This window comes from Paraburkholderia sp. GAS206C (assembly GCF_050435645.1).
In the GTDB taxonomy this organism is placed as follows: domain Bacteria; phylum Pseudomonadota; class Gammaproteobacteria; order Burkholderiales; family Burkholderiaceae; genus Paraburkholderia; species Paraburkholderia phenazinium_B.
On record NZ_JBNDKR010000008.1, the window covers coordinates 109,627 to 130,361 of the forward strand.

The 20,735-nt window shown below is 60.1% G+C and carries 20 protein-coding genes; 15 read left to right on the top strand and 5 right to left on the bottom strand.

Features of this window, described 5'->3' with window-relative positions; all coding sequences use genetic code 11:
- Positions 1–92: 92 nt before the first annotated feature.
- Positions 93–983, bottom strand: a complete 891-nt coding sequence (locus tag P3T20_RS22665; protein WP_429287884.1) for a hypothetical protein — start codon at positions 981–983, stop codon at positions 93–95.
- Between the two features lie 622 nt (positions 984–1,605).
- Between P3T20_RS22665 and P3T20_RS22670 the strand changes: the two genes are divergently transcribed.
- The 7 genes from P3T20_RS22670 (at position 1,606) to P3T20_RS22700 (ending at position 5,947) form a co-directional block, all read left to right on the top strand.
- Positions 1,606–1,812: a response regulator transcription factor gene (locus tag P3T20_RS22670; protein WP_074267849.1), complete on the top strand. Its 207-nt coding sequence runs from the start codon at positions 1,606–1,608 to the stop codon at positions 1,810–1,812.
- 8 nt (positions 1,813–1,820) lie between these two features.
- Entirely contained in the window at positions 1,821–2,039 is a 219-nt protein-coding gene (locus P3T20_RS22675) for a response regulator transcription factor (protein WP_429288119.1), read from the top strand.
- Positions 2,040–2,220: 181 nt separating this feature from the next.
- The gene (locus tag P3T20_RS22680; RefSeq protein WP_429287885.1) at positions 2,221–2,499 is read left to right on the top strand and encodes a hypothetical protein; all 279 of its coding nucleotides are present in this window, start codon (positions 2,221–2,223) and stop codon (positions 2,497–2,499) included.
- A 48-nt stretch (positions 2,500–2,547) separates the two neighbouring features.
- Positions 2,548–3,609 carry an extracellular catalytic domain type 2 short-chain-length polyhydroxyalkanoate depolymerase gene (locus P3T20_RS22685; RefSeq protein ID WP_429287886.1) on the top strand — a complete coding sequence of 354 codons (1,062 nt, stop codon included), beginning with the start codon at positions 2,548–2,550 and terminating at the stop codon, positions 3,607–3,609.
- Between the two features lie 26 nt (positions 3,610–3,635).
- The gene (locus P3T20_RS22690; protein ID WP_074267845.1) at positions 3,636–4,211 is read left to right on the top strand and encodes a hypothetical protein; all 576 of its coding nucleotides are present in this window, start codon (positions 3,636–3,638) and stop codon (positions 4,209–4,211) included.
- A 54-nt stretch (positions 4,212–4,265) separates the two neighbouring features.
- The gene (locus P3T20_RS22695) at positions 4,266–4,643 is read left to right on the top strand and encodes a hypothetical protein (protein WP_143787674.1); all 378 of its coding nucleotides are present in this window, start codon (positions 4,266–4,268) and stop codon (positions 4,641–4,643) included.
- 233 nt (positions 4,644–4,876) lie between these two features.
- Positions 4,877–5,947: an Ldh family oxidoreductase gene (locus tag P3T20_RS22700; RefSeq protein WP_254368989.1), complete on the top strand. Its 1,071-nt coding sequence runs from the start codon at positions 4,877–4,879 to the stop codon at positions 5,945–5,947.
- Between the two features lie 100 nt (positions 5,948–6,047).
- On the opposite strand, the gene P3T20_RS22705 is transcribed toward P3T20_RS22700, so the two are convergent.
- Positions 6,048–6,944: a GntR family transcriptional regulator gene (locus P3T20_RS22705; RefSeq protein WP_074267843.1), complete on the bottom strand. Its 897-nt coding sequence runs from the start codon at positions 6,942–6,944 to the stop codon at positions 6,048–6,050.
- Between the two features lie 42 nt (positions 6,945–6,986).
- A complete protein-coding gene (acnA, locus tag P3T20_RS22710; protein WP_074267842.1) occupies positions 6,987–9,611 on the bottom strand; it encodes an aconitate hydratase AcnA in 2,625 nt (874 codons plus the stop codon).
- A gap of 387 nt (positions 9,612–9,998) precedes the next feature.
- On the opposite strand from acnA, the gene P3T20_RS22715 reads away from it, so the two are divergent.
- The 7 genes from P3T20_RS22715 to P3T20_RS22745 all read left to right on the top strand — a co-directional run bounded on the left by P3T20_RS22715 (position 9,999) and on the right by P3T20_RS22745 (position 17,543).
- Positions 9,999–11,195 carry a diguanylate cyclase domain-containing protein gene (locus P3T20_RS22715; protein WP_429287887.1) on the top strand — a complete coding sequence of 399 codons (1,197 nt, stop codon included), beginning with the start codon at positions 9,999–10,001 and terminating at the stop codon, positions 11,193–11,195.
- Positions 11,196–11,532: 337 nt separating this feature from the next.
- Positions 11,533–12,321 (top strand): enoyl-CoA hydratase/isomerase family protein, encoded by a 789-nt coding sequence (locus P3T20_RS22720; RefSeq protein WP_429287888.1) that lies wholly within the window; start codon positions 11,533–11,535, stop codon positions 12,319–12,321.
- A 34-nt stretch (positions 12,322–12,355) separates the two neighbouring features.
- Positions 12,356–14,017: an AMP-binding protein gene (locus P3T20_RS22725; protein ID WP_429287889.1), complete on the top strand. Its 1,662-nt coding sequence runs from the start codon at positions 12,356–12,358 to the stop codon at positions 14,015–14,017.
- 58 nt (positions 14,018–14,075) lie between these two features.
- Entirely contained in the window at positions 14,076–14,441 is a 366-nt protein-coding gene (locus P3T20_RS22730) for a VOC family protein (protein WP_429287890.1), read from the top strand.
- A gap of 39 nt (positions 14,442–14,480) precedes the next feature.
- A complete protein-coding gene (locus P3T20_RS22735; protein ID WP_429287891.1) occupies positions 14,481–15,503 on the top strand; it encodes an LLM class flavin-dependent oxidoreductase in 1,023 nt (340 codons plus the stop codon).
- A complete protein-coding gene (locus P3T20_RS22740; RefSeq protein WP_429287892.1) occupies positions 15,500–16,609 on the top strand; it encodes a flavin reductase in 1,110 nt (369 codons plus the stop codon). Before P3T20_RS22735 ends, P3T20_RS22740 begins: the two co-directional genes overlap by 4 nt.
- Positions 16,610–16,721: 112 nt before the next feature.
- On the top strand, positions 16,722–17,543 hold the full coding sequence (locus P3T20_RS22745) for an alpha/beta fold hydrolase (protein ID WP_429287893.1): 822 nt from the start codon (positions 16,722–16,724) through the stop codon (positions 17,541–17,543).
- Between the two features lie 11 nt (positions 17,544–17,554).
- On the opposite strand, the gene P3T20_RS22750 is transcribed toward P3T20_RS22745, so the two are convergent.
- Positions 17,555–18,331: an IclR family transcriptional regulator gene (locus tag P3T20_RS22750; protein WP_429287894.1), complete on the bottom strand. Its 777-nt coding sequence runs from the start codon at positions 18,329–18,331 to the stop codon at positions 17,555–17,557.
- 286 nt (positions 18,332–18,617) lie between these two features.
- Between P3T20_RS22750 and P3T20_RS22755 the strand changes: the two genes are divergently transcribed.
- On the top strand, positions 18,618–19,709 hold the full coding sequence (locus P3T20_RS22755) for a porin (RefSeq protein WP_429287895.1): 1,092 nt from the start codon (positions 18,618–18,620) through the stop codon (positions 19,707–19,709).
- A 62-nt stretch (positions 19,710–19,771) separates the two neighbouring features.
- Here P3T20_RS22755 and P3T20_RS22760 read toward each other — a convergent pair whose 3' ends face one another.
- On the bottom strand, positions 19,772–20,704 hold the full coding sequence (locus P3T20_RS22760; protein WP_429287896.1) for a LysR family transcriptional regulator: 933 nt from the start codon (positions 20,702–20,704) through the stop codon (positions 19,772–19,774).
- Between the last annotated feature and the right edge of the window lie 31 nt (positions 20,705–20,735).

Below are 20,735 nucleotides of genomic sequence, written 5' to 3' on the forward strand. Positions count from 1 at the left end.
TTTTGAAAACGAGAGCCGCTACCGACGTCTTGTCCCGTCCTAACCGGACCCGGTGGCCTTTGACTGCGCGCACCGGATCCGGGACGCCGCGATCAGTGGTAAATGACCATCGGTTGCGCCGAGAACGGCAACAGACTGCCGATATGTCCCGCGACCGTGCCGATCTGCTGACCGGCGTTCGGATGACCGACGAGGCCACCCACGACGTTCCCGACCGTGGGCGCCAATGCGCCGATCAGGTCACCGAATACGCCTTGCGGAGCGAGCGTCACTTGCGGCTGGGCAGAGAACGGCAGCAGGCTGGCCACATGCCCCGCGACCGAGCCGATCTGCTGACCGGCGTTCGGATGACCGACGAGGCCACCTACCACCTGACCGACAGTCGGCGCAAGCGTACCGATCAGACTGCCGAGAATCCCTTGCGGAGCGAGCGTCACCTGCGGTTGGGCAGAGAACGGCAACAGACTGGCCACATTCCCCGCGACCGAGCCGATCTGCTGACCCGCATTGGGGTGACCGACGAGTCCACCCACCAGATGGCCAACCGTCGGTGCAAGCGTGCCGATCAGACTTCCAAGAATGCCTTGCGGCGCCAGCACGATTTGCGGTTGCGCTGAGAAAGGCGAATACCGCGCAGCCTCACTGACGATGTTGCCGAGATGCTGACCCGCGTTCGGATAGCCCACTGCAGCGCCGATCGTCGAGAAAACGGGAGGCGCCACGGTATGAACGACCGCGCCGATCGGGCCCGGATGTGCAGGCGGCTGCGGAAACGGAATGTGGCGTACGGCGCCAGCAAGCGCATGCCCCGCCACGAGTCCCGTGGTGGGATAGCCGAAGTGAGTGCCGACAGCGTGCAGGGCGTCAGGCGCTGCCGCCGCCAACGCGTCGGGCAGTCCGCTTTGCGGATGCAGAAGCCATTGCGGATGCACTGAAAGCGGCAGCACATTTCCATAAGCGTGAAACGCAGGTTGATAGCTCATTTCATATCCTTGGTTATCCATATTCCCAATGCGCGGCGGAGCCGATGCATGTCTCCTTCAGCGCTCTCATACCGGGCCTTTTTAAATCGGCCCGCGTCTCGAGGATCGAATTCGCGAAGCCTTGCGTGCACCGGTCAGGCCATTCTGCGATGGCACTTCTGACACAACCATTCGGCAAATGCGGTATGGGATGGATAAGGCAGGAAAACGGATGGACTGGCAAATTCACTGTCTTTTTTACTTAAATTTCATTTTCATTACTTTAATTTTTCGCTTTGTAATTTTGCAAAACTGCATGGAATTGAACCGTCAAAAAAGACAATAGACGTTCACGTATTCGTCATATCATATGAATATAGATCTATACGCAGAGCGCCGGCCTCCGGCGCCTGTACTGGGATTCCCCGTTCGCCTACGTCCGAACCGGCAACGAACGGCTGCAGCCTCGAATAGCAAAGCAATCGAATTTACACGCTGTGATCTGAAAAGCCTTACCCGGCATATCCAGTTTCCGCTTGTGGGTCCGATAAAACGCGTTGTTACGGGGGCATTCCCGACGCGGTAAACATGCGGCTGCCACTCCTGCACCGGAACTGAAATTCCGGGTCGCCAGGAGACCTCCATGGGACTTACCCTTCGGGAAAAGGACGTGCTCGCGCTTATTGCACAGGGATTCACTGATCGGCAGATTGCTATGCAACTAGCATTCGCCGTTTCTACTGCACGCAAACACCGCGAAAATCTGCTTCTGAAATTTTCAGTAACCAAATCTGTTCATCTGGTCGCGCAATATTTATCAGATCAACCTGATTTGCTTAAAAAAACTTAATAATCCCTATTCCCTCCCCCTGCTCACCGCGTGAACGGGACGTTTTGCAGCAACTGGCCAGGGGCTTAAGCGACAAAGAGGTCGCAAGGTCTCTCGACATTAGCGATCAAACCGCCCGCAAACACCGCACCAATCTGCTCCGGAAGACCGGCACGCATAACGTCTGCGAGCTTGTCTTCAAGGCAGCCACATCGCACTGGATCGATCTTGCGGGTCCGCTGGAATGAAATCCCGAACCGCGACATCAGCGCTCTCAAACATGAACGACTACCGCATTTGCCGTATGGCGCCGGTTAGGTCCAGTTGCGCAGAATGATTCACAACCGGTTGGGCCTTCGCAGTCGGGAGGTCCGCTCCGGTCAATCGACGTTTCGAGCGCGGCAACCACTCAACGAAACGGGGGGCGGGATGACTTGCTATCTGGTGCAGACGATGTCGAGCGGAGACCTGAGCCGCATCACCTATTTCAGGCGGCTTCCGGAGAGCCATCCCTATCCGGATGAGAAGCACCGCTTCACGGAAGACGCAACGCTGGACTACGCCAGACTGCGCGGCGTTGCGCCCTCGGAGGTGGTGGCGGGCAAATTGATCCTGCAGCAAAACGCGCTACGGGGCGTATCTACCCGAGAGCTCGACGTCACGCACGGCATACCGCTCGAGTGTGACGGCCACACCCAACCGGCTTGAAACGCCGTACTGACAAGCCACCACTACCAGAAACTACAAGGAGTAGCGATGAAACGCCTTTTACCACGATCCGCCTCGCGTCTGGCGTGGCTATGTGCCGCCCTCATACCGCTAGCGTCAATTGGGTATGCCGCAGATTCGACTGCGCCGCTGCCCAGCTACGGAGCGGATCTTACCCAGACCTCGGTGTCCGGACTTTCATCGGGCGCATTCATGGCCGTCCAGTTCGATGTGGCATTTTCGAACGAAATCGTCGGTGCAGGCATCGTCGCAGGAGGCCCGTACTATTGTGCGGGGCTCTTTGCGCCGACCTCCCCCTTTCTCGCGGCACAGACGCAATGTATGGAGCCGCTTGGCGATTCCGGTCCGCAGGCGAGCGACGCGTTGCAAGCCGCGCGAACGTTTGCCCGCGATGGCCTCATCGACGATCCGCACGGGCTCGCGCGTCAGCGCATCTACGTCTTTAGCGGATCCATGGACAAGACCGTGGATCGCCGCGTCGTCGATCAAACCGCGGCGTTCTTCGCGCTGGCGCAGGTTCCGCCAGAAAATATCCAGTATCAGCATGACATTCCCGCCGGGCACGCGTTCATTACAGACAGGAGCACGGACGCGAATTGCGGCGTCTCTGCCGGTCCGTACATCAACAATTGCGGTTTCGAACAATCGCATCAGATCCTGCGCTGGATCTACGGGAACCTGAATCCGCCATCCGCAGGGGCCACCGGCCGTCTGCTTCCGTTCGATCAGGCGGATTTCGATCCTGGCCATCGTGCAACGCTTAGCCAGACCGGCTACGTGTACATACCTTCAGCTTGCGATACGGACACATGCCGGGTCCATGTCGTCTTCCACGGCTGCCTGCAGGACGCGCAAGCCATTGGTGACCGGTACGTGCGTGGCACGGGCTACAACGAGATGGCGGATACGAACCACATCATCGTGCTGTATCCGCAAGTCGATACGTCTTCGCGCAATCCACAGGGGTGCTGGGACTTCTGGGGATACACCGGCGAAAGCACGCGTAAGCCCGACTTCTATTCACGCGAGGCGCCGCAGATCGCGGCGGTCATGCGAATGGTTCAACACCTCGGCGCGCCGCGTCAATAACACTTACTGAAAACAAAGGAGCCCTTATGTATTCCGCCCTGTTTGCACCCTGGAGCAACACGAACCGCATGCAATTAGACCTGCTGGCCCAAACCTACGCGCTCTTTGCCGAAGCGTCCAGGTCCTGGCCTACGAGCAGTGACCCCGCACAGTGGCGAACGCTTGCCAGTCATTCGCTGAAGACGTTCTCGCAACTCTCGGATGAACGCGATGCAAAGGCCGAAGATCTCTGGCATGGGCTGCGCGACAAGCTCGATCTCGCGCGCACAGCACAGTCGTTGCGCAGTCTGCATGGAATCGACGCCGATATCGTGGGGCGTACAGGACAGGCCAATAGCCGGTGCATCGCGGCCTTTATCGAAAGCATGGCCTCATACATGCAGGCCGCGAGCTCGGCACGCGACGCGAACGATATCAGTCTTGCCACGGTGGAAATGGGCAGTGCTCTGCAGAACGCGCTGAAAGACTACGTTACCGATCTCGCGAGAACCGGTAGCGGAGTACTCCCGGCGTGGGTTCAGTGGTTGCGCACGAGTGTGGGCGATGCCCCCGGCGGCTCGGCGCAACCGGAAGCCAAGGCGCCGCGCGGCAAGACGCCGTGAATGGCACTACGGCTTGTATCACTCCCCCCGTATCAACCAACCAGTGAGGATTTTATGGAACACAAACTTTTGATGGCAGTGCCTCAGTCACAACCGGAACTTCGGCATATGGTGGCCGAGGCAAAGAGGATCGCTGATCTGCATGGAGGTGCACCGGCGAATTTTGTAATCGATCTTGCCTCGATCAACACAAGATTGACTACGGCGAAAATCGACCTGGGCGTTTTAGGGGCACGCCAACAGCAACGGAGTGCAATCGTTTCCCTACTGGAACGGCTGATGATCGAAGCTGCAACTTTGGACTACGACGTATCGAATGACGACGTCTTTCGGGCCCTCTATGCGGTTGCCTGCAGCGAGCACAGTGCCGATTATGTGCCCATGCGTGTACTGGGAAATACCGCTGAGGCCATGGTGCCGAAGAAGAAATGATTGGGACTTCGGCAGGATGGACGTGTGAACCATGTACGAGAAGCCGAAGCTGTGCGCGAGCGGGCACAGCTTCGGCTTCTGCATTGAGGGCAAGGATGTTGGTCCCCCGATGGAGATAAAATTTCACGAGCTACCAACTAATTGCCAGGTTGCCGAGACGAAAGTTTGCGCCAAGACTTGCCTGGTCGGCCACCCACCCGCGCCATGAAGTTTGACCAAAGGAGATTTGTCAAGTGAGCATCACCGACACCCACGAGTTCCAGCGCGTCGATCCCGATACATTGCGGGACTTCGTCTGCGCCGTCTACGAAACCACCGGCGCCACCGACGAAGACGCCTACGTCGCCGCCGATGCGATGGTCCAGGCCGACCTCTGGGGCCACCAGTCGCATGGCGTGCTGCGTCTCGGCTGGTACTACGCACGCCTGCGCTCGGGCGCGATGCGCTCGCAGACCAACCTGAGCTTCCCGGTAGACGCCGGTGCGATCGCCGTGATGGATGGCGGCGACAGCATCGGACCGGTGGTCGCGAAACACGCGGCGCTAGACGCAATCAGGCGTGCCAAAGCGCACGGTATTGGCGCGGTGTCGGTGCGCAACTCGAACCACTTCGGTACCTGCATGTACTTCACTCGCATGGCCGCCGAACAGGGTTGCATCATGCTCGCCACGACCAACGGCGGCCCGAACATGGCGCCCTGGGGTGGCCTGAAAAAGATGATCGGCACCAACCCGTGGTCGGTGGCCGTGCCGGCCGGCCGTCACGCGCCGCTGATCATGGATGTCGCCAACTCGGGCGTCGCGCGCGGCAAGATCTTTCTCGCGCAAACCCGTCACGAAGAGATTCCGCTCGGCTGGGCTATCGACTCCAGGGGCCGTCCGACCACGGATCCGGAAGAGGCGCTCAAGGGCTTTATCCTGCCGATGGCGGGCCATAAGGGCTATGCGATCGGCACCATCGTCGATGTGCTGTCGGGTGTGCTGTCGGGCAGCGGCTTCCTGGACGAAGTGCACGGCCCCTACGATCCGGTCAATCGCAGCCGCGCCGGGCATCTGATGATCGCGCTCAATGTGGCTGCGTTCCAGCCGCTCGAGGAATTCAATGCGCGCATGGAGCGCTACATTGAAATGCTGAAATCGGTGCCGCTTGCCGAAGGTGTCGATGAGGTGTTCTATCCCGGCGAGAAGGAGGCACGCGCTCACGAACAGCAGAGCAAGGAAGGCATCGTGTTGCCTGCGGATACCGTCGCGGGACTCGACAAGGTGGCGGCCGAAGCCGGCGTACCGCTGATCGCGCGCGGGTGAGGTCTAGCTAAGGCCGGTCCGCGATGTCCGGGGCGGCTTTACAAGGTGGGGACCAGGAAAGGCACGATCAATTGATAGATGTGTACACCGAACGTCTCGCTTATGGCTCAAGAACGCTGCTGATTCTGGACAACGCCTCGAGCGTATGACGAAGATGCTCCCGCAATGCCTCCGACGCCTCGTCGTTTCGCTCCTGCTCCAGCAACGCGAGGATGTGAAGATGCTGCTTGCAATGCTCGACATATCGGGCGCGGTTCTGCGTCGAGCGGTAAGAGAGAAGACGGCGCACACGATTGACGCGCCTGATCGTGTCGATGAAGAACGAGTTGCCTGACGCTTCCACGAGCGACTCGTGGAAGCGCACGCCACGATCGTGAATCTGGTCGGCGGTGTCGGTCTCGATTCCGCCAGCCAACAAATGGTGTTCCGCAACGCGGCAGCGTTCGATGATTTTCGGATCCAGCCAGTAGCCTGGTTCGAGCAACGCGGCAGGCTCCAGTGCGATGCGCAAGCGATAAGATTGCAGCAGGCTGTCCGGCGTGGTCAGCATGCTCGAAAATTGCCAGCCGTAGCCGGGTTTGCGTTCGGCCCACCCTTCCCGTGCGATCCGGCCCAGCACCGCGTTGAGTCGTGCGTTGGTCAGCTCGTAACGGTTCTTGATCAACAGTTCCGTGAAGTCATCGGGTAGCAAACCTTTGAGGCGGTCATCGGCGATACGGAAGTACGTGCTCGTCACCACATCGGACTCGGACAATCCCAACTGGCCAACAACGTCCGCGAGCGACCCGGTAACCGCTTGCGCGACGAAAAACCCGCGATTGCGCTCGCGTCTGACGATCCCTTTCTCATGCAGCAGCGCCAAGGCCTCGTTCACTGGCGAACGTGACACACGCAGGCGGTCGGCGAGCATCTGCGCAGGCAAATGGCTGCCTGTTTCGAGGCCTTCCGTCTGGATCAGCTCGACTATCTGACTTGCAATGGACCTGTCGGTGTTCATGAGCGTTCTGATTTCCGTTGCCGCCAACATCCCGCGTATGTGTCAGGCGCTTTGCGACGAAATGACCTTCTTCAGGATTAAGGGAATCACGCCACCGGAACGCAACAACTCAATTTCCAGCTTTGTTTCGACGGCGGCGGTCGCAAAGATGGTCTCGCTGCTGTCGTCGAAACGAACGATACGGACCGTCACGGGACCTCGCGGAGCCAGCAGTTCGGCGGCAGCGTCGACCTCGATTCTATCGCCGGGCTGTATCTCCAGCGTCACCGGATTCGTTCCGGCCGGCAGGCGTAGCGGCAGAATGCCCATGCCAATGAGATTGGAACGATGGATCCGCTCGAAGCTTACCGCCAGTACCGCGCGGATTCCCAGCAGCCGTTGACCTTTGGCGGCCCAGTCACGCGAAGACCCCGTTCCGTATCGCTCTCCAGCAATCAGGACTACTGAGTCGCCAGCGTCGCGATATCGTTGAGCGGCTTCGAAGATCGGCACGACCTCTTGTGTCGGCACGTGCAGCGTGTGGGCGACAGGGGCACCCGGCTTCAGCAGGTTGACAAGCGTCCGGTTAAAAAACGCCGCACGCACCATGACTTCCCAGTTGCCGCGCCGGGACGCGAAGACGTTCAGATCGTTGCGGTCGTCGCCACGTTCGACCAGGTAGTCCGCCACGAAGCTATCCGGCGGGATGGCACTCGCCGGAGAGATATGGTCCGTCGTCACATCGTCGCCGAGCACGAGCAGCGGATACGCCTGGTAGCGTCCGAGCTGGCTGCCTTCGCTGGTCGAGGCGAACGGCGGCCGGCGCAGCGCCGTCGATTTCGGGTCCCATGGATAACGGGCCGAGGCCGGCGATTGCAACGCATGCCATTGCGGATTGGCGCTTGCCGCAGAAAACGCCTCCGGATAGTCCGTGGATTCAGATGCGGCGGCTACGTGCGCCGCGATTTCCTCGCGCGTTGGCCATAGATCCGCGAGAAAGATCGGCGCACCCTGCGCCGTCACGTGCAACGGTTCACGGCTCAGGTCCCGCTCGGCATCGCCAGCCAGCGCGAAGCCGATCACGAGCAGCGGCGACATGATGAACGCGAGGTCAAGTTCGGCGTGAATCCGGCCCGGAAAATTGCGGTTACCCGAAAGCATCGCGACCGGGTAGATGGCCTTGCTCGCCATGCCGTCGCGAATGGGCTTGGTTAGCGGTCCAGAGTTTCCGATGCACGTGGTACAGCCATAGCCGACGATATCGAACCCCAGCGCGGAAAGATCGTCCAGCACGCCGGCCCGCTGCAGATAGGAAGCCGCAGCAGGCGAGCCCGGCCCCAACGATGTCTTGACCCAGGCTGGAACCGTCAGCCCGAACGCGCGCGCCTTGCGTGCAACGAGGCCTGCCGCGATCAGCAACGCCGGATCAGAGGTGTTGGTACAACTCGTGATCGCGGCAATCGCGACTGGATGCTTCGGCAACGGCGGATTCGCCGTAGCGGGCTCGAAGCCCAGCTTCGCGAGTACGGCGGGCATTTGCGAATAATCGAGCAGGTCTTGCGGGCGACGCGGACCGGCAATGTGCATGCCGATCGAACCGAGATCGATTTCGATGGTGCGTGTGTACTTTGGTTCGGCCGACGGGTCGAACCACAGCCCCACACGTTTCGTGAATGCTTCGACAAGTTCGACCGCTGCCGGCGAACGATGTGTGGTGCGCAGGTAATCGAGGGTCGCTGCGTCGACCGGGAAAAAGCCTGTCGATGCGCCATACTCCGGCGCCATGTTGGCGACGAGCGAGCGTTCGCCCGCGCTGAGCGTCGCGACGCCCGCGCCGAAAAACTCGACGAACTCGCCCGATACGCCAATCTGCCGCAGCCGCTGCGTCACGGTCAGCGCCAGATCCGTCGCAAATATGCCCGGCCTTAACGCGCCCGTGAGCCGAACGCCAATCACATCTGGAATGCGCTGCATAACCGGCATGCCGAACATCACGGTCTGTGCCTCGAGTCCTCCCACTCCCCACCCAAGCACGCCGATGCCGTTGATCATCGGCGTATGGCTGTCGGTTCCGATGAGCGTGTCGGGCACCGCCCATTGCTCGCCATCGCGCTCCTGCACCGTTACCACTGTCGCCAGTTGTTCCAGGTTGATCGTGTGCATGATGCCCGTGCCGGGCGGGTGAATCGTTACGCCGCGCAGCGCCCTTGAGGCCCAGCGGAGGAATCCGTACCGCTCCCGGTTACGGCGAAGTTCAAGCTTCAGGTTCTGTCCGGCCGCATCGGGAACGGCGAAAAATTCGACCGCGAGCGAGTGGTCGACCGATGAATCGACCGGCAGGACCGGGTTCAATGCCGTCGGGTCCGCTCCAGCTTCTGCCACGGCATCGCGCATGGCGGCAATGTCCACGAGCGCCGGCGTGCTGGTGGTGTCGTGCATCAGTACCCGGTTCGGCTGAAAAGCGATTTCCACCTCACTCGTGCCGCGCGCGAGCCACGCAAGAATGCCTTCGACCGCCGCGCGACGCTCCTCGCCGACGGCGTTGCGCACCACATTTTCGAGGAGTACGCGCAGCACGACTGGCAGGCGCCAGAGGGTATCGCCGAATAGTCCGTGAAGATCGACGAAACGAAAGGAGGACTGCGAGGTGAGCAACCTGGCTGTGGTGGGGGCGTGGGGGGTTTCCATGACAGCATTTTTGCACTTTTTCTCGTATAAATGCAATAACGCAAAATTCCTCCCGCTTGTATATGCCTTGCCGCGTGCGATCGGTCTGTGGATGTCAGCGGGTCGGCACCCGCAAGTGTTCGCGGTATGTGGAGAACTGCGGGATTCAGGGAAGTTTACGGCCGGCTTCGTCAGCGGTCTTAGGACGCTCTGATAGACTGCCTTGTGGAACGACACGACCCAAGGCCTTTCCTGTCAGCACATGACCAGGCGCCCGGATAAAGATGAGCCAGCGCGTTCGGGGAAACATCGTCTTTAACCAATGCGTCTGGTTACCGGCACCTATAGCCCCTTGAGATCGTCATCCGCAAACGGGGGCGGGCATTGGCCCGCATAAAGGTGCTGCCAATGAAAAACACTCAACAAATCTATTCATTGCCGCGCGGTCGGCTGGCAAAGTGGCTCGTAGCGCCCGGTCAGGACACACCACACGAGATACGCGTCGCACTGGTCGGCACGCTGTTCGGAACACTCCCCATCTTCTTCGGCGGCGTTTCCAACACGATCGCGGTCGCATGGGCTCTTGCCTATCGACACCCAACGTTGCCCTTCCAGTTGTGGCTCGCGGCGGAAATACTGGTCTGCGCAACCCGCCTGTGTGTACTTTTCTTTTCGCGGCGGCGGGCCGCGCAGGCCAAGGAAACGCCCACCGACCTCTACATCCTGCTGGCGCCGCTGTGGGGCGCCACGGTCGGCTATGGCGCGTTTGTCAGCGCGATCAGCGGCGACTGGGTTGCCGCGACGCTGTCATTCCTTTCCGCAGCTGCGATGGTCGGCGGGATCTGTTTCCGTAATTTCGCCGCACCGCGGCTCGTTGCGGTGATGATCTTCTGTTCGCTCGGACCGTGCTGCATCGGCGCGCTACTCGCTCGCGAACCGGTCCTTCTTCTGACGCTGCTGCAGATCCCCTTCTACATGTTTGCGATGAGTGTTGCCGCGCAGCGGCTGAACGGCATGCTCATTTCGACGATGAAAGCCGAACGCGAGAACAGTCACCGTGCGCGTCACGATGGACTCACCGGACTACTGAACCGCGAAGGTCTCTTCAAGGCTGTCGGGCCGCGTGGCACACCGCCCGTCACGGCCGGCATGACGCTCCTTTATCTCGACCTCGATGGCTTCAAGCCGGTCAACGATGCCTACGGCCACGAGGCTGGCGACATGCTGCTGATTCAGGTTGCGACGCGCCTGCGCGCACTCGGAAGTCCGCATGCGCTGGTTGCGCGTATGGGCGGCGACGAATTTGTCATCGTTGACAGGATCGTGGACGGCCATGCATCGCAAGAAATGGCAGCAGCTGTTGCACGCGCAATCGAGCAGCCGTTCGAGATCGCGCCGGGTCTCGCGATTACCGTAGGGGCAAGCGTTGGCATGGCGACTGTAACGACAGAGGACACCGATATCGACGCAGTACTCCGTCTGGCGGATAACGCGATGTACGACGCCAAGCGTAGAAAGAAAGGTGGGCTGGGGCTTGAACACCAGGCCCCGGAAGCCGCGGGTATTGCCGTCGATGCGTTCGTTGTCGAAGGCCCGACTGATTGAACATCGCGCGTCGCACCTGAGCGGTACCACGGCCAGGTGCTCAATCGAGGTCTGACGAAAGCTCTCAACGTCTTTCCCGCCAGCCTCATCTCCTGTTCTCCATTTCGTCCAGTTTGCAGCGCTCAAGCAAATATCGCTGCATGACTGGCTTCTGCACGCCTCAGCGGTACTCCACCCCCACGTAAACCATCCTCGGCAAATGGGTTGACACGCCTCCGCCATCGACCTACTATACAACAATGATGCATGCGTTCACTATTGTTGAATACATGCACCTGATCTGGCAGGAGACATCAAGGCTTTCACGATCGCCATCATTTATTAAGGATTCCTTTCAATGAAAAGCATCTACTTTGAACGTCGTCAGAACGTAGGCCATATCGTATTGGCCAACCCGCCCTCGAATCTCATCGCGGCTGATTTCGCAGACTCCCTCGAAACCTCCGTGCGCGAAGCCAGCAAGGCCGATATCCGTGCGCTCCTGATCCGTGCAGAGGGCCCAGATTTCAGCAAGGGTGGCGACGTCCTCGATTTCATCGACAAAGGTTTCGATGACTGGCGGACCTTCATAGCGCAGATTCACCATACGTATCGATCCATCGAAGGCCTCCAGATTCCGACGATTGCCGCCGTGCGCGGCGCGGCATTCGGTGGCGCATTCGAACTGGCGCTTGCTTGCGACTTCATCGTCGCCGCGGGGAACGCCACCTTCCGCTGCATTGAGGCATCGGTGGGCTCGGCCCCTGTCGCGGGCGGCGTACAGCGTCTGGCGGAAAGAGTGGGCCGCGCGTATGCAGCGCGCTACGCGATGCTGAGCGAATCCATGTCCGGTACGACCGCCGGTCAGCTCGGTGTTGCCGCTTTCGTGGTCGACGAAGATCAGGTCGAGCGTGTTGCCGGGGATCTCGCCACCCGGCTTGCCAACGGGCCCACGCGGTCGTACGGCGCCATTCGCGCCCTCCTCAAGGCATGGTCGGGCGGCGGCGTGCCTGGTGCCGACGTGCTGACCCTCGACCTCACCATGGGGCTGCACACAACGGAAGACGCCAGGAAAGGGCGTACCGCCCGTGCGGAAGCCGTCGCTCGTGGCGAGGAACCGGCTCCGGTCGTGTTTCTCGGCAAATGAGCCATCAGGCAAGCCCATTGCACGGAAGATACCGATGAACACGCTTTCACATGAGCGCGGAACACGTTTCCCTGAACTGATCGACAAGACCATTGGCGATGCATTCGACGAGATCGCCGGCAATTTGGGCGACCGCATTGCGGTAGTCAGCCGGCATGAAGGAGCCCGACTCACCTACGGCGAGCTTCGTGAAAGATCGGACCGGCTTGCGGCCGCACTTCTCGATTCAGGGCTCGTGCCCGGCGACCGGATCGGAATCTGGTCTCACACGAATGTCGCGTGGCTGCTGTTGCAGTTAGCCACCGCCAAGGCCGGACTGATACTCGTCAACATCAACCCGGCCTATCGGACTTCGGAGCTGGAGCATGCACTCAACCTGGTGGGATGCAAGGCCATCGTGACGATGGTCCGCTACCGGTCGAGCGAGTATCTGAACATGCTGCGGGAACTGGGAAAAACGCGGCTGCCGACCCTCGAGACGATATGGTGGATAGACGACGCCGACTGCCCCGACGAAGCCGGCGCACAACGCTTCTCCGAGCTGCTCCGCTGCGCCCCTGCAGACAGCGCATCGCTTCGCGACGCACGCCGTGAAGTACGCCCGGACGATGCCGTCAACATCCAGTTCACGAGCGGAACGACGGGGCTCCCCAAAGCCGCCACGCTGAGTCATCGCAACATCCTGAACAACGGTTTCTTCGTAGGCGAGTGCATGAAGCTCAGCCACGAGGATCGCGTATGCGTTCCGGTTCCGATGTACCACTGCTTCGGTATGGTCATGGGCAACCTCGCGTGCCTGACCCATGGCTCGACGATCGTCTACCCCGCCGAGCGCTTCGACGCAGAAGCCGTTCTGGAGACCGTCCAGGCAGAAAAATGCACTGCTCTGTACGGGGTGCCGACCATGTTCATCGCTGCGCTCAATCATCCGCGCTTTGCGCAGTTCGATATGAGCAGCTTGCGTACCGGCATCATGGCCGGTTCGCCTTGCCCGATCGAAATCATGAGGCGGGTTGTCGGCGACATGCATCTGTCTGAGATCACCATCGCTTACGGCATGACGGAAACGAGTCCGGTGAGTTGCCAAAGCACGACGGATACCCCGGTGGAGAAACGGGTGTCCACGGTCGGCCAGGTGTTGCCTCACCTTGAAGTAAAGATTGTCGATCCGCTGACCGGCCAGACCGTGGAGCGCGGTCAGCCCGGTGAGCTCTGCACACGTGGTTACTCCGTCATGCTCGGTTACTGGAACCAGCCCGAGCGCACGCGCGAGGCCATCGACGCGGACGGCTTTATGCACACGGGCGATCTCGCCACGATAGATGCGCACGGCTACGTAAATATCGTCGGGCGCATCAAGGACATGGTCATTCGCGGCGGCGAAAACCTTTATCCCCGGGAAATTGAAGAGTTCCTGTACACCTGCCCAAACGTTCTCGACGTGCAGGTGGTCGGCGTACCGGACAAACAATTCGGCGAAGAACTATGCGCGTGGATCGTCGTCCGACCGGGCGCGGCTCTCGACGACGACGCTGTCCGCGCCTTTTGTAAGGGCCGGATAGCGCACTACAAGGTTCCCAAATACATCCGCTTTGTCGACTCGTTTCCGACCACCGTGACGGGAAAAATTCAGAAGTACCTGATCCGGCAAATCATGAGCGAAGAGCTTGGCCTGCAAGAGCAACGCACCGCGTGACGCTCCCCGGTCAGGAGCCCACATCAATTCCGTTACCACCATTTGCCGGAGTGCTGCCATGGCAGAAGTTGATATACAAACCGTCTATTTCATCGCGAAGGATATGGGCCAGCTGGAAGATTTCTACGTATCGGCGCTGGGGATGCCTGTCCAGTTCCGCGACGAGAACAAATGGACTCAATTCCGCCTGCAACGCGGTGCATTTGCCCTGAGTTCGCCAGAGGAAGCGGCTGAAGGAACCGTCGGAGCCGTCCCCGTCTTTCAGATCGCCAGCGCGGCCCAGGACGAAGTCAGGCAGAAAATCGTGTCTGCGGGTGGCCAGCTACTCGCACAGCGCGACATGGGCACGCACGGCGTCGTTACCACTTACAAGGATCCGGAAGAGAACATCTTCCAGGTATTCAGCAAGTCTTCGACCCGCTAAGTCAGAAGATCACTCATTTCTCACCTTACTGGAAAATCGATGAAATTCGGCATCTTTGATCAAAATGATCGCAACGGTCTGCCAATTCATAAGCAGTACGAAGATAGAATGCAGATTATCGAGCTTTACGACAGGCTCGGCTTCCATTGCTATCACATGTCGGAACACCATGCGACCACGCTGAGTGCCTGCCCGTCGCAAAGCGTGTTTCTCGCCGCTGCCGCGCAGCGCACGGAAAGACTGCGCCTGTCTCCGCTGGTCTACATTCTTCCGATCCATCACCCCGTGCGTCTCGCGGAAGAAATCTGCATGCTCGACAATCTGAGCGGCGGCCGCCTGGAGTATGGCGTAGGCCGAGGCGCCTCGCCCCACGAGATCGAGGCGCTCGGGATCGATCCAGCCACAGCGCAAGCCAGATACGTCGAGTCGTATGAAATCATCAAGCGCTATCTCAGCTCGGACACCCTCAACTACGAAGGGACGTTCTGGCAATTCAACGACATGCCGGTCGAACTCAAACCGCTGCAGACGCCCCCTCCGACCTGGTACGCGCTGGCATCGCCGGAATCGACGGTATGGCCGGCCCAGGAGAAGATGAACATCGTATGCGGCGGTCCGATCCAGCGGGTCCGAGCCATCACCGACCGATATCACGAAGAATTTTCAAAACGGCACCCGTCTGTCGCTGAGCCGCTCATCGGCGTGAATCGCTATATCGTCGTCGCGGAAACGGATCAGGAGGCTATGGAAATTGCCTCGCGGGCATGGTCGGTGTTCTATCCGAACTTTTTCAAACTCTGGAAGAAGCACGGGACGGAACCGGTCAACCAGAAGCTTCCGCCGACGATAGGGCCGCTCGTGGAATCGGGCCTCGCCGTCGTAGGCCGGCCGGAAGCCGTCCGTGAAAAACTGCTGGCGCAGGCGCACGACGGGGGGTTCAACTACCTCATCGGCACATTCATGTTCGGGGACATGTCGGTATCCGAAGCAAAGACGTCTATCGGCCTGTTCCACGAGTCCGTCATGCCGGCGTTCGGCGAGTCGCAAAAGGTTCTGTCATGACTGGAGGTACTTCGTCAGACAAGGAACGTCCTGCAGTCAGGACATTCGACAAACGTCAGTTGAGAGACGTACTGGGCTCTTTCGTAACCGGTGTCACGGTGGTCACCACCGTCGACGCCGAGGGACGTATGCACGGCCTCACTGCCAATTCGTTTTCCTCGGTATCGCTGGATCCGCCTCTCGTTTTATGGAGTCAGGCGACATCTGCGGGAAGCCATTCGGCGTTCAAAGATGCCCAGAGATTCACCATCAACATCCTGGCTGAGCACCAATACGACCTTGCCAATCACTTTGCGACCCGGTCACCGGACAAATTCTCCGGCATCGACCATGACCTTGGCGTCGACGGGCTGCCGCTGCTGCGTGATTGCAGCGCATGGCTCGAGTGCAAGGTGGTCTCCCGCTATCCCGGCGGAGATCATGTGATTTATGTGGGCTCGGTGGATAGCATCCGCCAGAGTACGAGACGGCCGCTGGTATTCGGTGGCGGGCAGTATCTGGTCGCCGACCCGCACGACCTTGGCGTGGCGCCAGTCGGCACGAAAGGCGCGATGAAATCGCAGCCCCATGCTGTCCGGCTGGCGAGCCGCGCCATGTTGCGGCTCGCGCAGACACTCGACAAGACCCTTGCGCTGGTAGCGTGGGGCAATCACGGTCCCACGGTGATCGCGTGGCAGGCCGCCACCACGCCCGTGGCCGCCGATCTGCCGCTGGGACTTGTGCTACCGGTGACATCCTCCGCTTCGGGGTTGGCTCTCGCGGCCTTCCTTCCGCCCGAGGCGGTCGATCGATTCGTGACCGCAGAACTGCGTGATAACGCGCGACAAGCATCTGGCGAACCGCCCCTCACCGCGGAGTCACTTGCACGTGAACTGGAATCCGTAAGGGCCTCACATGTCGCGACGAGGCGCCCCGGGCCGTTTTATGACGACCGGACACTCGCCAACGCCATCAGCGTGCCGATTCTTTCTCCAGGCGGACTGGCCGTGCTGGCACTGACGGCGATCGGCCCAGCCGAGCAGTTCGATGCTGCGGCCGACAGTCCTTGTGCAGAAGCCCTCAGGGCCGCCGCGCGCGAGATCTCCGCTGCGTTGAAAGAGGCGTGAACCGGCTTTTGCCCTGATTAAAGCGACTGATATATCGGTTGGATTCCTAATCATGACTGAAACAGACACCCATCTTCTTGAATCCCCGCTGCCCGCCATCGAGGAAGCAACAATGAACCTCCCAACACTCGGGGACAAACGAGTGATCACATATCGGGCTACCGGCGACGCGAACGCGCCCGCCATCCTGCTGCTGCATGGCATTGGTTCGAGCTCGGCGGGATATCGCGCGCAGCTCGCGGCACTGAGCAAGAACTATCGGGTGATTGCCTGGGATGCCCCCGGCTATGGGCAAAGCAGTCCCTTCGCGATCAGCACGCCGGCCACAACAGACTATGCGGATGCGCTCGCGGGCCTGATGTCCGCGCTAGGCGTCAGGCGTGCAACCGTCGTAGGCAGTTCATGGGGGAGCGTCATCGCCGCGACGTTTGCGGCGCGTTACCCGGCGGCTACGCATGCTGTCGTCTTGAGCGCTCCCAATGTCGCACGAGGACACCTGTCCGGTGCCGAGCGCGACGCGGCGCGAGAAGCTCTGATGCGAAGTGCAACGGCACAATCGCCCGAAGCGCGCGCCGCTGTAGTCGACGCTCTGCTCGCTCCAAACGCCGGCCCCCTGGTTCGCGCGGTCGTATCCCGGCTGCGAGACGCGGTGACCCCTACAGGTTGGGCGCAAGCCGTGGATATGCTCTTCTCGACGTATACGCCATCCGTAGTCCGTTCGATCCAGGCGCCGATCTCCGTCGTGGTCGGCAACCTGGACCGCCTCGCTCCGGTTGAAGCGCATGCCCGGCCGATTCATGAGGCCGCTCGCCATTCGACACTCCATGTGCTCGATGCGATCGGCCACATGCCGAAACTCGAAGCGCCAGAAGCGTTCAATGCCATCGTGCTGGCAGCGGCGGGCGCTGGGACAGATGGCGCGCATCGGCTTTGAGCGCCCAGCTTCTACCCGATCTTGCGGGGGACCTTTCCGCCGAGCGCAACCGTAGCTCGAACCGCGCTATCGAGCAGCGCCTTGATCTCTTTACCTTCAATTTCCGTGTTCAGTGTTGCAGGGGATCCGATGAGACTGATGGCGAATCGGAGATCACCGTCCCTGTCCCAGATAGGGGCCGCGACAGACACGTAACCCATGTCCCCGCGATGAACCGCTGTGAAACCGCAAGTGCGCAATTCAGTGATCGCTTCGTCACGGAAGGAAGCGGGGCTCCATTCCTGTCCCGCGGACAGTTCGCGGCTGATGAGATCGTCGGTGCGCTCGGGTTGGAGACAGGCTACGAACAGCTTTCCCGCGGCAGTCGTGACGAGCGGAATCAGGCCCGTTCTCAGCTCAAGAATGCTGCGGGTCTGCCCCTCCTGCTTGAAGAGACTAACTGGTCCATCTTCGGTCCATGCGGTCACGGCCGCACCACTCAGGGTGGCTTCCCGCAAGGCGATCACCTCGCGGCGCACGATATCGAATCCGTCCAGCTGGTTGATCGCGCTCATACCCAGTGCGAGCGACGCTGGCCCGAGCTTGTAGCAGCCCGGTTTTTCGTCCGCCGATACAAGCCCGGTTCGCACCAGACTGATCATGTAGTTGCTTGTCGCGCTCGGCGACAGTTCGGACAACGAAGCAATTTCCCTGAGAGGGAGTGCTCGCACACTCGTCTGCAACGCCGACAGGATCCGGAACGCAATCTCGACAGACTGAATGCCGCGTCTCGCAGTCACATTGGTCATTTTTCAGCCGTAGTAGAAGTCATAAGAAAACGCCGCCCGGGTTTCCACGGACGTTCATCGTGTTGACACGTTCCGGGGCGGCCCCTATATTGTTCAACATACATTGTGTCATTCATTACTGTTGAATGCAACACCGGCGAGCTGAGGCGATTACGCACGAGCAAGCAGCCGGGACAAACGATTGAATCTTTATCCGCCCATTTCATTAGTAGTACAAATATTTTTTTGGATTTCCTTTAAATCAATAACTTGTTCGGAAGAGCAACAACCGGATTGGAGACAGGGCATGGCAATCTTTGGACGTACTGTGGCAGGCGCGATCGTGGCACTTTCCGTGACCAGTTCCGCCAACGCGCAATCCAGCGTGACCTTATATGGCATTGCGGACACCGCAGTCCAGTACATCAGCAATGTCGGAGGACATGCCCTGTTCCAGGAGGAAAACACGCACTCCCCCGACATTTTCGGCATCAAGGGAGTTGAAGACCTAGGCGGCGGGCTACGCACCGTCTTCGATCTGCAGAACGAGTACACGCTGAACAATGGCGAGGCGCTGGTTCCCGGCACGCTATTCAACAGAAAGGCATACGTCGGACTCCAGTCGGACACCTATGGCACGTTGACGCTCGGTCACCAACCCAGCTTCATGTATGACGTTCTGTCCAGTTATCAAACGCCCTTTATCCTGGGGAACATTCTCTCGCTTCACCAAGGCAACCTCGATGAGATTGCCAACTTCTTCCAGTTCAACAATGCGGTGAAGTATGTGAGTCCGACCATCGGCGGGTTCTCCTCGGGCGCCGAATTTGCATTCGGAAATGTGGCCGGCAATTTCAGCGAGAGCAGGGACTACTCGTTCTTTGTCCAGTACAAGGGCGGACCTCTGAGTCTGGCCGCCACGTACGCGAACGAGAACAATCGTTTTCTGGAGCTCTCCAGCGCTATTGGGCTTCCTTCGCTGTTTGGCACCTCGCTTCCTCAGGCCGAGGGCGTTGTTGCCAACACGCTTGTCAATTGGGGACTCGGCGCGTCGTATCAGTTTAAGAATGTGCTTCTGCACACCACGTTTACGCAGTCGCGCATCACCTTGGCAACGGGCCAGGGTAACGCCAACACCGTGGACGCTGGTGTGAACTGGACGATAGTACCCGACGATGTCATCGCGATTGGCGGATGGGTGGAAAATCTCGACGGCGGTGACTGGAAGACCATTACCCTTTCAAACTCGTACCTGTTCTCGAAGCGAACGACGGTCTATCAGCAAGTGACCTATCAGCATGCCTCGGGCACCAACGGCATCGCTTCGCTCACGGGAGCTGGCGTGGCATCCGGCCGGTCAGTGACCGCCATCTCGGTTGGTATTCAGCATTTCTTTTAGGAGTGCAATATTTATGTTTCGCACATTCCCCCGCGCAACGCGCTCCGCTGGGCAGCCGTCGATCATACTCGGGAGGACACCGGCGCCGTGCGCTGCCCATGGCAGAGCTCCCAGCAAAACTCGAGAAATGCCTCGACCGCAGCGGGAGGTAAACGCCGCGATGGCCGGATAGCATAAAGCGGAAAGGTCTCGCCCGGCCAATCCGGGAACAGTTCAACCAAGGCGCCGCTTGCAAGCAAATGCTGAACGCCAAGGGCCAGGACCTGCGCCACCCCTGCGCCGGCCACACACGCTCCGACCATCGTATCGACGTCCGTTAGCGTCAGCCTGCCTGTCGTCTCGACAGGCAGGATCTCCTTGCCACGGTGAAATTCCCAGTGAAACGGTTTGCCGTGCTGTGGATCGATGTACTGGATACAGTCGTGCCCGACGAGTTTCCCGGGCGTCGCGGGGCGCCCATATTTCTTGATATACGACGGCGACGCCACCGTCAGCACACGGGTTTCGAGCAACAGCCGGGAGGACATGCTCGACGCCGGCTGCGGCCCGAACCGCACCGCGGCGTCGATGCCTTCCGTCACCAGGTCGCCCGCATCCGGTAGCTGCACCACCGTCAGGGCGAGGTCAGGATAGCGCTCGGTGAATTCCGGCAATCTCGGCGCCAGAACGTTGCGGGCGAACACGGGATTCAGGCTGACCCTCAGTGTCCCGCGAACCGTCACCGCCGCGCCTGACACCACATTCGCGGCGTCCTCGATGCCGGAAAGATGGGGCGCCGCCAGTTCGTAGAGCCGGGCGCCCTCGCCGGTCAGGTGCAGCGCCCGCGTCGTACGGTCCAGCAACCGTACCCCCATGCGCGCTTCGAGCCGCGAAATCGACCGGCTCACGCCTGAAGCCGACAGCCCAAGCACCTCGCCCGCCCGCGTAAAGCTACCGGTCTCGACGACGGCCGCCAGCACGCTCATCCCTGCAAGCAATCTTCCGTCAAAGCTCATCTGAGTCTCGCCTTTGATTCATCTTTGACTT